The organism is Paraburkholderia sediminicola (genome assembly GCF_046026675.1).
Classification (GTDB): domain Bacteria; phylum Pseudomonadota; class Gammaproteobacteria; order Burkholderiales; family Burkholderiaceae; genus Paraburkholderia; species Paraburkholderia sediminicola_F.
The window spans coordinates 1,417,968-1,432,031 of sequence record NZ_JAQQEY010000001.1 but is presented as its reverse complement, the minus strand read 5'-3'; the positions used below and the strand labels follow the sequence as shown (position 1 = coordinate 1,432,031).

The 14,064-nt window shown below is 63.6% G+C and carries 13 protein-coding genes; 6 read left to right on the top strand and 7 right to left on the bottom strand.

Going from position 1 to position 14,064, the window contains the following annotated elements:
* Positions 1-64: 64 nt before the first annotated feature.
* The 4 genes from glgA (at position 65) to PQQ86_RS06170 (ending at position 4,788) form a co-directional block, all read left to right on the top strand.
* On the top strand, positions 65-1,525 hold the full coding sequence (gene glgA, locus PQQ86_RS06185) for a glycogen synthase GlgA (RefSeq protein ID WP_408265368.1): 1,461 nt from the start codon (positions 65-67) through the stop codon (positions 1,523-1,525).
* A 203-nt stretch (positions 1,526-1,728) separates the two neighbouring features.
* On the top strand, positions 1,729-2,595 hold the full coding sequence (gene pdxY, locus PQQ86_RS06180; RefSeq protein ID WP_408265367.1) for a pyridoxal kinase PdxY: 867 nt from the start codon (positions 1,729-1,731) through the stop codon (positions 2,593-2,595).
* A gap of 88 nt (positions 2,596-2,683) precedes the next feature.
* Positions 2,684-3,145, top strand: a complete 462-nt coding sequence (locus PQQ86_RS06175; protein ID WP_408265366.1) for a hypothetical protein — start codon at positions 2,684-2,686, stop codon at positions 3,143-3,145.
* Between the two features lie 491 nt (positions 3,146-3,636).
* A complete protein-coding gene (locus PQQ86_RS06170; RefSeq protein ID WP_408265365.1) occupies positions 3,637-4,788 on the top strand; it encodes a branched-chain amino acid ABC transporter substrate-binding protein in 1,152 nt (383 codons plus the stop codon).
* 96 nt (positions 4,789-4,884) lie between these two features.
* Here PQQ86_RS06170 and PQQ86_RS06165 read toward each other — a convergent pair whose 3' ends face one another.
* Entirely contained in the window at positions 4,885-6,789 is a 1,905-nt protein-coding gene (locus PQQ86_RS06165; RefSeq protein WP_408265364.1) for a DUF3857 domain-containing transglutaminase family protein, read from the bottom strand.
* A complete protein-coding gene (locus PQQ86_RS06160) occupies positions 6,786-7,685 on the bottom strand; it encodes a helix-turn-helix transcriptional regulator (protein WP_408265363.1) in 900 nt (299 codons plus the stop codon). The genes PQQ86_RS06165 and PQQ86_RS06160 overlap by 4 nt, the downstream gene beginning before the upstream one ends.
* A 109-nt stretch (positions 7,686-7,794) precedes the next feature.
* Here PQQ86_RS06160 and PQQ86_RS06155 point away from each other — a divergent pair, with 109 nt between their 5' ends.
* A complete protein-coding gene (locus PQQ86_RS06155) occupies positions 7,795-8,340 on the top strand; it encodes a hypothetical protein (RefSeq protein ID WP_408265362.1) in 546 nt (181 codons plus the stop codon).
* A 62-nt stretch (positions 8,341-8,402) separates the two neighbouring features.
* Here the strand turns inward: PQQ86_RS06155 and PQQ86_RS06150 are convergent, their stop codons facing one another.
* Positions 8,403-9,068: a hypothetical protein gene (locus PQQ86_RS06150; protein ID WP_408270118.1), complete on the bottom strand. Its 666-nt coding sequence runs from the start codon at positions 9,066-9,068 to the stop codon at positions 8,403-8,405.
* A gap of 315 nt (positions 9,069-9,383) precedes the next feature.
* Between PQQ86_RS06150 and PQQ86_RS06145 the strand changes: the two genes are divergently transcribed.
* Positions 9,384-9,518, top strand: coding sequence for a hypothetical protein (locus PQQ86_RS06145; RefSeq protein ID WP_408265361.1), 135 nt, complete (start codon positions 9,384-9,386; stop codon positions 9,516-9,518).
* Positions 9,519-9,803: 285 nt separating this feature from the next.
* On the opposite strand, the gene hutG is transcribed toward PQQ86_RS06145, so the two are convergent.
* From hutG to PQQ86_RS06125, 4 genes are all read right to left on the bottom strand, one after another.
* Positions 9,804-10,622 carry an N-formylglutamate deformylase gene (hutG, locus tag PQQ86_RS06140; protein ID WP_408265360.1) on the bottom strand — a complete coding sequence of 273 codons (819 nt, stop codon included), beginning with the start codon at positions 10,620-10,622 and terminating at the stop codon, positions 9,804-9,806.
* A 95-nt stretch (positions 10,623-10,717) separates the two neighbouring features.
* The gene (locus PQQ86_RS06135) at positions 10,718-12,103 is read right to left on the bottom strand and encodes a formimidoylglutamate deiminase (protein ID WP_408265359.1); all 1,386 of its coding nucleotides are present in this window, start codon (positions 12,101-12,103) and stop codon (positions 10,718-10,720) included.
* 10 nt (positions 12,104-12,113) lie between these two features.
* Positions 12,114-13,337, bottom strand: a complete 1,224-nt coding sequence (hutI, locus tag PQQ86_RS06130; RefSeq protein ID WP_408265358.1) for an imidazolonepropionase — start codon at positions 13,335-13,337, stop codon at positions 12,114-12,116.
* 120 nt (positions 13,338-13,457) lie between these two features.
* Positions 13,458-14,057 carry a HutD/Ves family protein gene (locus PQQ86_RS06125; protein ID WP_408265357.1) on the bottom strand — a complete coding sequence of 200 codons (600 nt, stop codon included), beginning with the start codon at positions 14,055-14,057 and terminating at the stop codon, positions 13,458-13,460.
* Between the last annotated feature and the right edge of the window lie 7 nt (positions 14,058-14,064).

Sequence of the window (14,064 nt, the reverse complement as noted above, 5' to 3'; positions counted from 1 at the left end):
CCGCCCGCGCAAAACTGCCGCAGCGCTGACGCAAACCCGCACTAACAGGAACGAGACTGAGCCTATGACGATTCGCGCCCTGCACGTCGCAAGCGAGCTGTATCCCCTCCTCAAAACGGGCGGTCTCGCCGACGTCGCGGGCGCGTTGCCGCCCGCGCTGATCGAGCGCGGCGCCGACGTGCGGGTGCTGCTGCCCGGCTTTCCGGCGGTGGTCGCCGGCTTGACGGACTTGCGGCCGGTGGCGCAGCTGGGCCGCCGTTTCGACTCGCCGGGCGTCACGCTCGAACAGGGCACACTGCCGTCAAACGGCCTGATCGTCTACGTGATCCGCGCCGGCTCGCTGTACGACCGGCCCGGCAACCCCTATCTGAACGACGAACACGTACCGTACGGCGACAATGCGCAACGCTTCGCCCTGCTCGGCTGGGTCGCGGCGCAACTGGCGCAGCATCTCGACCCGGCGTGGGCGCCGCAGATCGTCCATGCGCACGACTGGCATGCCGGACTCGCGCCCGCCTATCTGAAGGCGGCTGAACGGCAGCACGGCCGCTCGTTCGCGCGCAGCGTCTTCACGGTGCACAACCTCGCGTATCAGGGCGTTTTTCCGGCGCATCAGTTCGGCCAGCTGGCGCTGCCTGACGACTTCTTCAGCATGCGCGGCATCGAATTCTATGGGCAGTTGTCGTTTCTCAAGGCAGGCCTCTATTACAGCGACCGCATCACCACCGTCAGCCCGACCTACGCCCGCGAAATCCAGACACTGGCCCAGGGCGGCGGCCTAGATGGGTTGCTGCGCCATCGCTCGCACGATCTGAGCGGCATCCTGAACGGCGTCGACTACTCGGTGTGGAATCCCGCCACCGACGCGCTGCTCGAAGATCACTACACGGCTACCCGCCTGGCCGGCAAACTGGCCTGCAAGGAGGCGCTGCAGAAGCGCTTTGGCCTCGCGCAGAAAAGCGATGCGCTGCTATTCGGCGTGGTAAGCCGGCTGACCGAGCAGAAAGGCCTTGACCTGCTGCTCGAGGCGGTGCCGGAAATTGTCAAACGCGGCGGGCAGCTGGTGGTGTTCGGTACCGGCGACCCGGCGCTCGAAAACGGTTTGAAACGTGCCGCGCATGCACATCCGGAATCGGTGGCGGTCGAACTGGGTTTCGACGAAACACTCGCGCATACGATCGTCGCGGGCAGCGACGTGATTGCGGTGCCGTCGCGCTTCGAGCCCTGCGGGCTCACGCAGCTGTATGCGCTGGCCTATGGGTCGCTGCCGCTCGTGCATTGCGTCGGCGGCCTCGCGGACACCGTTGTGGACGCGTCGCTCGAAAATCTCGCCGAGGACCTCGCTACAGGCTTCGTTTTCGAACGATTCGAGCCGAAGGGTCTTGCGGCGGCAATCCGGCGCGCGTTTGCGCTCTATGACCGCCGCACCGAATGGAAAGCCACGCAACGTCGCGCGATGCATCAGGATTTCGGCTGGGGCGCCTCGGCCGAGCGCTATCTGGCGCTGTATCGGGAACTATCCTGATGGTTCGACGCAACAACACGGGGACGGATCGACTCGCGCGTGACAAACTCATGTATTGTTTCCTGACTATGCAGATCGCGCATTTTTCTTGCACCATCTGAAACACAGTCACGCCGCTTCAGGCGCCCGGCCAAGGCCGGTTCGTTACCGCGGCCATCCTTCCGTTCTCATTGATCGCGCACCACGCTTGCGCGGGCCACACCATGACGAAAAACGTTCTGAGCATCCAGTCACATGTCGTCTTCGGGCACGCCGGCAATAGCGCAGCCGAATTCCCGATGCGCCGGCTCGGCGTCAATGTCTGGCCGCTCAATACCGTGCAGTTCTCGAACCACACGCAATACGGTCATTGGACCGGCGGCGCGATCGAGGCCTCGCAGATGGAAGATCTCGTCGAAGGGATCGGCGCGATCGGCATGCTGCCGCGTTGCGACGCCGTGCTGTCCGGCTATCTGGGCACGCCCGAGCAGGCGCAAGCGGTGCTGGAGATCGTCAAGGCCGTGAAGGCCGCCAATCCGCGCGCGTGGTACTTCTGCGATCCGGTGATGGGCGCCGCGAGCGGCTGCAAGGTCGAACCGGGCATCCAGGAATTTCTCGTGCGCACCATGCCCGAGGTCGCCGACGCGATGGCGCCGAACCATACCGAGTTGCAGCGCCTCGTGGGCCGCGAGATCGAGACGCTCGAAGAAGCCGTGACCGCGTGCCGCGAGGTCATCGCCCGTGGGCCGAAACTCATGCTGGTGAAACACCTGCTCGATCGCAACAGCCCCGCCGACCGTTTCAACATGCTGGTCGTCACCGAGCGCGAGGCCTGGATGGGCCAGCGTCCGCTCTACCCGTTCGCGCGGCAGCCGGTGGGCGTTGGCGATCTGACGAGCGCGGTGTTTGTCGCACGCACGCTGCTCGGCGATTCGATCCGCGCGGCCTTCGAGCACACGCTGGCCGCCGTGAACGCCGTCGTGAAAGCGACATGGCAGGCCGGGCGCTATGAACTGGAACTGGTGGCCGCGCAGAACGAAATCGCGCAACCGCGTGAATGGTTCGACGCGTGGGTGGCGGATACGGCTTAGGTCCTATAATGCGTGCCGCGCAGGCTTGGGCAGCCAGCCGCCCGCGCCGCATTTTTCAGGCATTCAGCATTCAGCAGACGAGGCATCGATGGACGGTTATATCCGCAGCGAGCGGGAAGAGTTTTTTGAGCAGTTGTGCATCAGTGTCGACGCGGACGAAGCGCACGAGCAGGAAGCAATCGAGTACTTCGAGAATCAGTTCGACCAGGCCGACTTCGATCCCGCACAGTGGCTCGACATCGCGCTTTTCTATTCGCCGGCGGTGGCGCGCGGCATCGTCGAAATGGTGACGTCCGACGACAAGGCGCGCAGCAACATCGCCGAAGTCATCGCCGACAACCTCGACATTTCGTACGGCGAGGACGAGTGCCAGCAGTTCGCCGAGACCATCGAATTCGCGCTGAACAACGGCGTGCCGGTGGACCTCGATCTGGTGCTCGACGGCTGCCAACGCGCAATCGACGATCTCGACACCTGGGCCGACGAAGAAACCAAGGCGCCCCTTCTGCGCCTGCGCGAAGAGTTGCTGCGCCAGCAAGGCGAGCAGTGAGAACGTAGTTTCAGGCCGGCGCGCTCGCGCCGGTTTCTCAAGCACCATCCCCAAGCCGTAACCAGGTCTTAACCAGGCCGTCTCCCCACCACTTGTCCGCCCGCGCATCGGCTCCCTGCTTCTTAAGCATATGCCGTAATCCGCACCCATGCGCCGCCGCTGACAGGCCGCCAGCCCAAGCGCTGTGCGGGCTATGCCGAAATGCTCATTCAAAGCGCCGCGAACTGCCAAGACGGTCGCAAATTGGCTTTCTATATTCGCGCCAGATTGATCGGCATGTGAACGCCATTGCGCGTCCCCCAAGAGGAAGTCCTTTGGGGTGCCACCCAAGGGTTCTTCCTACCGGGCGTATTCCAGCATTGTTGATGGTGACCGATCGTCCGTACTCTTGATGACGCGCACCATGCGAAGTCGAACCCATGCTTGCGCGTCGATCCAACGTTACCGCCTTACCGCTTTCACACCTGAAACTGTCGATGGAGAGAAAGACCATGAGTCTTCGCAACACGTTGAAACCGCTTGCACTGTTCGTTGGCGCTGCCTTCGCGATCGCGCCGCTGTCCAGTTTCGCCGACGACCTGCCGGTGAAGATCGGCTTCGCCGCGCCGCTGACAGGCGCCAACGCCGGCTACGGGAAGGATCTGGAAAACGGTGTCCGGCTCGCAATCGAGGAAGCCAACGCCCAGAAGATCAAGATCGGCGACAAGGTCGCACAATTCCAGCTCGTCTCCGAAGATGACCAGGCCGATCCGCGCGTCGGCGTGCAAGCCGCACAGAAGCTGGTCGACGCGGGTGTATCGGTAGTCGTGGGCCACTTCAATTCGGGCACGACGATTCCTGCCTCTCAGGTGTACGAGCAGGCCGGCATTCCGGTGATCGACCCGGCCGCCACCAATCCGATCATTACCGGGCGTGGCTTCGCGAACACCTTCATGGTGATTTCCACCGATGCGCAGAACGCCGGCAACGCGGGCGTCTACGCCGTCGAGGTGACGAAGGCCAAACGCATCGCGATCATCGACGACCGCACCGCATTCGGCCAGGGCGAGGCCGACGAGTTCGAGAAGGCGGTGAAGGCGCACGGCGGCACCATCGTGACGCGCGAATATACCGACAATCACGCGGTGGACTTCAGCACGCAGATCACCAAGATCAAGGCGACCAATGCCGATCTGATTTTCTTCGGCGGCCTGGATACGCAGGCGGCCGGCTTCGCGAAGCGGATGAAGCAATTGGGGATGAACGCGCAACTGGTGGGTGGTGGCGGCGTGATGGACCAGGACTTCATCAAGCTCGCCGGCGACCCGGCCGAAGGCGCGATGGCCTGGGAATACGGCAGACCGTTGGCTCAGTTGCCGGGCGGCAAGGACTTCTCCGCGAAGTTCAAGAAGCGCTTCGGGGTGGATATCCTGTCGTACGCGCCGTTTGGGTATGACGGGGCATGGGCCGCGATCAAGGCGATGCAGCAAGCAAAATCCAGTTCACCGGCGGTCTACCGGCCGGTGCTCAAGGCACTCGATTACGACGGCGTGACCGGGAAGATTTCGTTCGATAGCACCGGGGCGTTGAAAAGCGGCGCTTCCACGCTGTATCAGGTCAAGAACGGGGCCTGGGTGCCTATCGTGACCAAGAGCGGAAGTTAAGCGTCGCTTTTTGCCCATGACGGCGTTGTTGTTCATGCGGCAGTGGCGGTACTTCTGTACCACCACTGCCGTGAGCACTGCCGATGCCGTACCTGCCTACCTGACTGCCTTCAACACCACCTCTGCGTCGAGATCCCGCTCGATCCGGATCAGATCATCCTTCACGCCGGCAAAGTCATCGGCAGAGCACATCTGGTGGCCAAACGCGGCTCGCAGGTGTCGCCTGACCTGCAAGACCCGCGCGGCAGGATCGAACACGTAGCGAGAAGAAAACTCAAGGAAACGATCCTTCACTGTGGCATCCGGCGGCACATCCGTCACGCGGGCGAACCCCGGGAGTGTCATTGCCAGCGTTTCATCGAATTCCCCGCCGATGCACGCCCAGGGCTGCGTCCTCGCAGGCTCCGCCAGCCACGCCTGCACCTGCCCGGCCATTCCACCGGATAAGCTCGTCAGGGCCGGCACAGCGGTCGTCCCATCGGTCCAGACAAAATGTGCCACCCGTCCTTGCATCGACGTGGAAAAAGGTCCATCGGTCGATGTCAGATCACCCGTGCGCAACTGCGCTGTACCATGCAAACCCGTCAGCAATAGACGATTTGCCGCAATCTGTTGCGTGCGCTGCCGGGTTGCCCGTCGAAACATATTGCGTTCGAGCTCCGCGGTATAGCCGACGTCTTCCACGCGATAGGCGTAGTTCGCCGCCCCTCTCTCATCGACGTCGATCTGCAGGCGCGCCGTGCGCTCGCGCGACTGGGTGGCCGGCGTGCGCACCAACACGCCCTCGTCGACCAGCAAAACAGGCCGGTCCATCACGCTCGGCGGCAAATAGCCAAAACTCATACCGCCTGCCGTAGTGTCTGCAAATAGCGATAGATCAGGAATCCAGACGATTGCATGATTGATCGCGCTCTCGCCGTAGCCGGGCACCTCCGGCAAACTATAGTACGGCCCGAGATTGAGCAGCACGGCCTCGCTGCGGATGCCGACCGCGGCGAGAAGCGCGCTGTACAACGCGACGTGGTCCTTGCAGTCGCCATAGCGGTTGTGCAGGATGTCGATCGCCTTATGCGGGATCGCCGCCGTCTCGCCGAGAAACAGCGCAACGTAGCGAATATTCAGGCGTATCCAGTCGTACAGGATCTGTGCCTTCGCACGCGGGTCGCTCACCTCTCCGGTCAGACTACGCGCGAGTTGAACGATGGCCGGGTCGCCCATCGTCGCGTCGGCGGCAGGGCCGCGATAACGCGCGGCGAAATTCGCGAAGTCCGGCACGGTCGACACCATCAGGCGGTCGCCCCAGTTCGCATAGCCCACAGCGCCCGCTTCGAGTGGCGCATACGGGCCATGCTGGTAATCGAACTCGTAGCGAGTGCGGCCGTTTGCCGTGACCGGTGGCAGCGCCACGTAGCCGCGCGCATCGGCATAAAGCGGCACGTCGGCGGGCAGGTCGAAGATCAGGCGCTGCATCTCGACAGGCTCGCGCGTCGGTTCGACCAGGTACGCGAACGTGCCGACCTGCAGGGGCTTCGTGCGCGTCTTGCGAAACGCCAGATGCACGCGTGAGCCGGGTTCGACGCCCGGAAAGATCACCGTGCGCAACACGCCGTCTTCGAAACTCGGCGCGCCCGCCGAGCGGGGTTCCTGCACGTCGCGGATCGCTTCAGGCCCGACCGGATGCGCGACGCCGTTCGGGTCGATCGTTTCCGCGGTCAACAGTTGCACCTGCTCGATGTCCTTGTTGAACCATACGTAGCGTTGCGCGATATCGTCGACGCCGCTCGTCGTGTTGGCCCGCAGGACTGTGTCGTCATGTTCTTCGACGGAGCCGTCTTTCTGGATCACGAAGAGGTGGACGTCGCGCTCCGTCGTCGAGGGGGAGAGCTCGTTGTTGGAGATGCTGGAGGTGTTTGCAACACTGCCCTCAGCAAGCGCGCTGGTTGCACACGCAACCAGCGCCAACGCGGCGCTCAGTTCCACGAACGCGAACCACCGCGTCATGCGCGACGCGCCCTGCCTCGCGCGCGCCACGCACGCGGACTCGACGCAAATTCCGCGCGAAACGCGTGATTGAAATTCGACAGATCGTTGAAGCCGCAATCGAGCGCGATATCGACGACCTTCGCGCTGTCGTCGTGAAGGCGCAGCGCCGCCGCTCGCAAGCGCGCGCGCAGCACATATTGATGCGGTGTCACGCCGGTCACACGCTGGAACGTGCGCAGGAAGTAGAACTCGCTCAGGCCCGCCGCGGCAGCGAGGGTCGTGAGCGTATGCGGTGCGCCAGGCGTGTCGTCGATCAGGCGCACCGTCTGCGCCACGCGCGACCAGGCCGCGGCGCTTGCGGGCGGTTCCGCGCGCTTCAATGCACCCGCAGCCTTGAGCGTCGAGACGGCCACTTCGACCGCGAGTTCGTCCCACACCGCGCCGTTCGTGTCCAGGGCGCCGGCACAGGCCCGCGCGATCAGCGGCGACAACGCAGGTAGCGACGGAATGCGCGCGCGCCTGAAGTTCAGATCGCCGCTCGCGATGCCCGCATCCGCGGCAAGCCGCTCGAAGTACGCCGGCGCATAGCGGAAGGCGATGCAGCGATCGCCGGGCGCATGCCGATGGCCGCATTCGAAGCAGTCACCCGTATTGCCGAGCAACAGCGCGCCGGGGGTGAGCAACTCACGTCCTGTCGCGGTCCGGTAGCCGAACGAACCGGCGACCACCATCGCGATGCACACGCCCGCGTGCCGTTCCTCGAACGGCTGGTCGCGCGGGCCGAAGGTGCAGAGGATGTCCGCGACATCCCAGCTCGCGCCCTGCGCCAGCGGACGCGCGCTTGTGCTGCCACGCGTGCCTTCCCGCACGCGCCGCGCGAGCGCCTGCTGCAAAGTGACGGCAATTTTCCCCAAGATGCACCTCGGCTGAGTCCGTATCGTCGTTTTAGCACATCGGCGGCCGGCGCGGTTTTGCCTGTTACGGCGATGGCGCTTTCACTGAACGCCCGAAGGAGCACATACGATGAACATGCTGGACGATACTGTCGATTGCGGCTTTCACACCGCCTTGAGCGCCCCGGCGCGGGCCGCCGACATCAATGCCGCCGACGACCTCTACGGCTGGCTGATTGGCAGTTGGGACATGGAGGTGTTGCATTACCGCGTCGACCTCGGCAACGCGCGCCGCCGCGGCGAGATTCATTTTGGCTGGGTCCTGCAGGGCCGCGCCGTGCAGGACGTGTGGATCATGCCGCCACGCAGCGAACATCATGCGGGACTCCCTGCCGTCGACATCATGTACGGCACCACGCTGCGGGTGTGGGACCCGGCGCTGCGGGCCTGGCGCGTGATTTATATGAATCCGCTGACCGGCCAGCGCGACGAGCTGATCGGCCGGCGCGTCGGCAATGATCTCGTGCAGATCGGCACGCACGCCGACGGCACGCCGATTCGATGGAATTTCACCGATATCACGAGGGATTCGTTCCGCTGGACCGGCGTCGCACTGGCGCAGGATGGCGTGACGTGGACGCTCGAGGCGGAATTTCACGCGCGACGCAGACGTTAGGTCGCGGCCGGACAATCGGGAGGTTCAAGCCTGCCTGCAACAAGGACGCCCGGCTGCAAGTATCAATCCCCTCCCCCAATCTGCGCGAGCAAGGCCTGCAAGCGCTCCACATGCCTGAGCAGCAAATGCCGGTGCTTCTCGATCTGCTCCAGCCGGCCAGCCAGGTCGGCCTGAATCGGATCGTCGAGATCGGCGGCGGCAATCACGTCCTCCACTTTCGATCGCATTGACGCGAGGTCCACCGGCGCATGACTCAAATGCCGCTCGAAACGCCGCACGTCCTGCATCGCCAGATCACGAACTTTGCGGATATGGGCCTGGCGCCGATGTGCTTCGGCGTCGAGCGTCTCTTCTTCCACGCGTTTGGCCGGCCCCGCTTGGCCAAAAATCGGCTCGGGCGGCCGTAGCACCGTCTTCTTGCGCACCGGGTGCGCCGTGCCGCGAAAACGCGCAAGCGGCTGCTCGTTGTCGATCGCTTCGCGCGCGTTGGCCGGTATGTCCTGCTCGGTATGCGACGCATTCATCCAGCCACCCGGCAAGCCCGTGACCGCCTCGATCCCGCGCACGAACTCCTCGCTGAATTCGCGCTGGCCGGACAGTATCAATTTGAGGTAGCTGGCGGAAAAGGTCATCATGCGCGCAAGACGCGTCGCAGCGCCGACCTCGCGGGTCAGCAGCACCAGGTTCGCTCGCCAGACCGGGAGTAGCAATTCGTCGGAATCTTCCATCGCTGGGTCTTCCATCTTTTTGCCCGATGTATGGATGACGCGCTCGCACACGTCATCGTTCTGAAAGGGTAGTCGCTTCAGCGCATGGCGCGCAATCCCCGTGCACATCCCACGACTGTCGAGGTATCGAAATGACACGCTACGGCGCACCGCTGCCCGGGGATAAAACGCCACGAAGCCCGGCGTTTTGAGTTGACCCATGCATTCGGTCAGCGTTCCTTCGCTACGCGCGCGATGTGTGGCATCCTTTCGAACCGTTGTGGCACGCCACGTGCTGCAGCGTTAGCACCACCACCATGATTTAAGGATTTTGTAATGAAGAAAATTGTCCTCACCATTGCAGCAACGATCGTCGCCTTGAGCGCGATCGCTCCCGCTCAAGCTTACGAGCACCACCGCGAATGCCACAAGGTGCGCGTCCACCATCACTGGGAACGTCACTGCCACTGATCGTTATGCGGCGCCCCATACGGCGCGCATCGAAAAGCCCCGCCGCGAGCGGGGCTTTTTTGTGGCCGCTCCGCTTCGACGGGGCGTGGGTCAAATCTTCAGCGAAACCTGCGACGCTCTATACGTTCGGCGCGAACGCCGCAGCATGCAATCACGGACACATGCTGTTACACCTTTGCGGTGTGAGCCGACGCGGTCGCGGCCTCGCGGAATGCGAAGCGCGGCGAACCGCATGGAAAAGATGAAATGGATACCGCGGACAGCGGCGACGTCGGGCTTCCGCCGTCAAGCCGCTTTAACGCGCTCCAACGCCGTCATCACAAGTTCTTCCAGCAAGGGCTCGATCTTCACAGCCAGCGTTTCGTCATACGCATACGGCATCTGCTCTTCCATATACGTAATCTGCGACAACTCGAGCTGGACCGCGTGCACACCCTGCGACGGCTGCCCGTACTGCCGCGTGATATACCCGCCCTTGAAGCGCCCATTGGCGACAGCGGAATATCCGCCATGCCGCCCGACCACAGCGGCCAATTCCTCGCCCAATCCGGCCACCGCGCTGGCGCCGTTCGACGTGCCGAAGTTGAAATCCGGCAGACGTCCTTCGAAAAACCGCGGCACGTGTGAGCGAATCGAATGCGCTTCCCACAGCAGCACCTTGCCGTGCTTCGCCTTTAGCGCGGCCAGTTCGCCCGTCAGCGCGTCGTGATAGGGCTTCCAGTAAGCATCGCGGCGACGCGCGACTTCGGCGTCGCCCGGCAGATGGCCGTCGAGGTACAAGGGTTCCTTGTCGAAGGTGTCGACCGGCAGCAAGCCGGTAGTATCCTGGCCCGGATACAGATTCGCGCCGTCGGGCGGACGGTTCAGGTCGATCACATAACGCGCGTAGGTCGGCGCCAGGATCGATGCGCCCATGCGTTTCGCAAACGCGTAGAGACGGTCGAGATGCCAGTCGCAGTCGTCGGTGCGCTGCGCAACCGGCGTCATTGTTGCGGCGATATCGGCGGGGATTTGCGTGCCCAGATGCGGGATCGAAATCAACAACGGCAAGCTGCCCTGATGCAGCGATAGAACCGGCGGAGTAGTAGTAGACGAAGCAGTCATGTCAGTCCGGAATCGATGGGATCGATAAAAATCGAAGGCTCAGCGTGTTCAGCCATTCATGCGAGCCTTTCGCTTCAGCAAGCAGCGTCGGCAGTTTACTTGAGCAAATCGGCGAGCGCCCCGCGATAGCGCGCGTAAGCACCCTCTTCATCACGATGGCGGCGGTTGTCGACAACCTTGTCGCCGCCCGCGTAGACGTCGCGAATCGGCGTCTCGCCATGTTCGCAGAATACAACGCCCGAGAGCCACGCGTTCGGCGCGTGCTCGGCAATGCTCGAATGATCCGGATCGAGCACCAGCCAGTCGGCACGGCGGCCGGCTTGCAATGCACCCACTGCACGACCGGTGGCACGTGCGCCGCCTTCGAGCGCCGCGTCGAACAGACGATCGGCCACGTGCGTGGCCTGCGCCGACGCCAGGACATTGCGCTGACGGCGTGTCAGGCGCTGGCCGTATTCGAGCAAACGCAATTCCGCCCGCCAGTCGACGCCGATATGGCTATCCGATCCGACCCCGATGCGCCCTTGCGCGTCGAGATACTCCTGGGCCGGAAAAATGCCGTCGCCGAGATTCGCTTCGGTAGTCAGACACAAACCCGCGACCGCGCCGCTTTTCGCGAGCGCCAGTGTTTCGTTCGCATCGACATGCGTGGCGTGCACAAGGCACCAGCGGCTGTCGACGTCGAAACGATCGAGCAGCCACTGCACTGGCCGCGCACCTTCAGTTTCGAGGCAGGCGTCGACTTCGGCGGTTTGCTCGGCGATATGGATGTGAACCGGCGCGCTTCGATCGATGCCATTCAGCAATGCATGCAGCGAATCGGCGGATACCGCACGCAGCGAATGCGGCGCGACGCCATAACGCAACACCGCGCTCTCGGGACGTGCCGCGCGCACCGTGCCGAGCAGTTCGAGCAGACTCTCCGGCGTGTTGATGAAGCGCTGCTGATCTTCGCGCGGAGCGCGCGAGCCGAAACCGCTGTACTGATACAGCACGGGCAGCATCGTCATACCGATGCCACTTGCCGACGCGGCATCCACCACACGCTGCGCCAACTCCGCCTGATTCGAATAGCGGCTGCCGTCCGGTGTGTGGTGCACGTAATGGAACTCGCAGACCGACGTATAGCCCGCCTTCAACATCTCGATGTACAGCCACTGCGCGACGGCAGCAAGCCCTTCCGGCGTGATCCGTGCAGCGAAGCGGTACATCAGATCGCGCCAGCTCCAGAAGTTGTCCGTAGCGTTCGCACGATACTCGGTGAGGCCAGCCATCGCGCGCTGAAACGCATGCGAGTGAAGATTCGGCATGCCAGGCAACACGGGGCCAGCAGCTTTTTGCACACCGGCAGGAACCGCCGCCATATCGGGCGTCACCGATGTCAGCGTGCCGTTAGCGTCCCATTCCAGCAGCACATTGCGGCGCCAGCCGTCGGGTAGATAGGCGTGATCGGCGAATAGTGATTGTTTTGATTGCATCATCTCTCAGGCCCTAGCTCAAATCACGCCGCGTATAAACAGTCTCGCCTGCGCGCACGACTCGCGCGCACAACGGACGCCCAATCCAGTAAGCCAGCTCGGCAAGCGAATCCACCGACCACACCGCGAAATCCGCCGCGCGTCCGGCTTGCAGCGACCCATGTTGATCCGCCTTGCCGAGCGCACGCGCCGCATGCGAGGTCACGCCTTGCAGCACTTCGGGCACGGTCATGCGGAACAGCGTGGTCGCCATGTTCATCATCAGCAACAGCGACGTGGTGGGCGACGTGCCGGGATTGCTGTCGGTGGAAATCGCGATTGGCACTTGGTAGCGCCGCAGCAAATCCAAAGGCGGCAATTGCGTCTCGCGGATGAAGTAGTACGCGCCAGGCAGCAGCACGGCAACCGTGCCGGACGCTTTCATCGCGGCAACACCGGCTTCGTCGAGGAATTCGAGGTGATCCGCGGACAGCGCGTGGTGACGCGCGGCCAATGCCGTGCCGCCGCCGTTCGACAACTGCTCGGCGTGCATTTTCACCGGCAATTTATGGCGCTCTGCGGCCTGGAATACACGCTCGCTTTGTTCCAGAGAAAAACCGATGCGCTCGCAGAACACGTCGACGGCGTCGACCAGTCCTTCGTCGGCGAGCACGGGCAGCATCGCGTTGCAGACTTCGTCGATATAGGCATCGGCTTTTCCCGCGAATTCAGGCGGCAAGGCGTGCGCACCGAGAAACGTCGTATAGACCGTCACCGGATAGCGCTCGCCCAACCGGCGCGCGACGCGCAGCATCTTGCGTTCGCTGGCGAGATCGAGGCCATAGCCGGATTTGATTTCGACGGCCGTCACGCCTTCGGCGAGCAGCGGTTCGAGGCGCGCGGCCGATTGGCGGAACAGCGAGTCTTCGTCAGCGGCACGCGTGGCGCGCACCGTCGAGACGATGCCCCCGCCCTGCCGCGCGATTTCTTCATAACTAACGCCCGCGAGACGCTGTGCGAATTCATCCGCGCGCTGGCCACCGTACACCAGGTGGGTATGGCAATCGACCAGACCCGGCGTCACCCACGCGCCGTGCAGATCTTCGCGCGGCCATGCGGCGTAGTGGGCGGGTAAGTCGGAAGCCGCGCCGAGCCACGCGATCTTGCCGTTTTCAACGGCAATCGCGGCATCGGGCAGCGTGTGCTGGGGATCGCCCTCAGGGCAGAGTTTCAGGTGATGCCAGACGGTTTGCTTCATCGCGTGCTCTTTGCAGCTCGTTGCGTGTCTGTGGTGGTTCGCGGCGCGCTTTGCCGGGCCTTTGCCAGGCGTTCGGCAAGAACTAAGCGCGCACGCGAATCGTCGTCATCGTTGCGGTGATCACGTATAGCGGATGCTGATCGCGAGCAATGCGCCCGCGCCCTCGACCACGCATGTCAGCGCACTCGGCGTGTCGATGCGCAGTGTGTCGTCGGCTTCAAGCACTTGCGGTTGGGCTTCGCCACCGAGCGTGACCGAAACCGAACCGCTTGCGCAGAACAACAACACCACGTCGGCGGACAAGGTGCGTTGCATAGCGCCGCGCCATACCTCGGTTTCGCCTACCGCCGTACCACGGCGGACCATCAGGTTGAAGTCGCGCGTGGCGCCGTCGACGAGGCGTGCATCGATTCGCGCTTCGCCCGCAAACTGCGCGATATCGAGCGGCTGAGTCAACGCGTACGTCTTAGCGGCATGAGCACCGGGGTCGTCGGTTTCATCGAGCAGCATGCCCGCGCCCGACAACAACACCAGCGTGCGATCGATGCCCGCGAAACGCGAGAACGGCCCCGCTTGCGCCACGTCGGCGATGCTGACGCGCCACGTGAATGCATCGAGCCCCGCGCCTACGGGAAACGCCCCCACTTCGCGCGTGACGCCGCCGCCGTTCTTCCACGGCGCCGCCACGAGGTCGGCGCCGCGGATGAGCGTGGTTGCCACATTAGAG

Coding starts and splice junctions, on each gene's coding strand:
- glgA (WP_408265368.1), top strand. CDS start 65: ATGACGATTCGCGCCCTGCACGTCGCAAGCGAGCTGTATCCCCTCCTC.
- pdxY (WP_408265367.1), top strand. CDS start 1,729: ATGACGAAAAACGTTCTGAGCATCCAGTCACATGTCGTCTTCGGGCAC.
- PQQ86_RS06175 (WP_408265366.1), top strand. CDS start 2,684: ATGGACGGTTATATCCGCAGCGAGCGGGAAGAGTTTTTTGAGCAGTTG.
- PQQ86_RS06170 (WP_408265365.1), top strand. CDS start 3,637: ATGAGTCTTCGCAACACGTTGAAACCGCTTGCACTGTTCGTTGGCGCT.
- PQQ86_RS06165 (WP_408265364.1), bottom strand. CDS start 6,789: ATGACGCGGTGGTTCGCGTTCGTGGAACTGAGCGCCGCGTTGGCGCTG.
- PQQ86_RS06155 (WP_408265362.1), top strand. CDS start 7,795: ATGAACATGCTGGACGATACTGTCGATTGCGGCTTTCACACCGCCTTG.
- PQQ86_RS06150 (WP_408270118.1), bottom strand. CDS start 9,068: ATGGAAGATTCCGACGAATTGCTACTCCCGGTCTGGCGAGCGAACCTG.
- PQQ86_RS06145 (WP_408265361.1), top strand. CDS start 9,384: ATGAAGAAAATTGTCCTCACCATTGCAGCAACGATCGTCGCCTTGAGC.
- hutG (WP_408265360.1), bottom strand. CDS start 10,622: ATGACTGCTTCGTCTACTACTACTCCGCCGGTTCTATCGCTGCATCAG.
- PQQ86_RS06135 (WP_408265359.1), bottom strand. CDS start 12,103: ATGATGCAATCAAAACAATCACTATTCGCCGATCACGCCTATCTACCC.
- hutI (WP_408265358.1), bottom strand. CDS start 13,337: ATGAAGCAAACCGTCTGGCATCACCTGAAACTCTGCCCTGAGGGCGAT.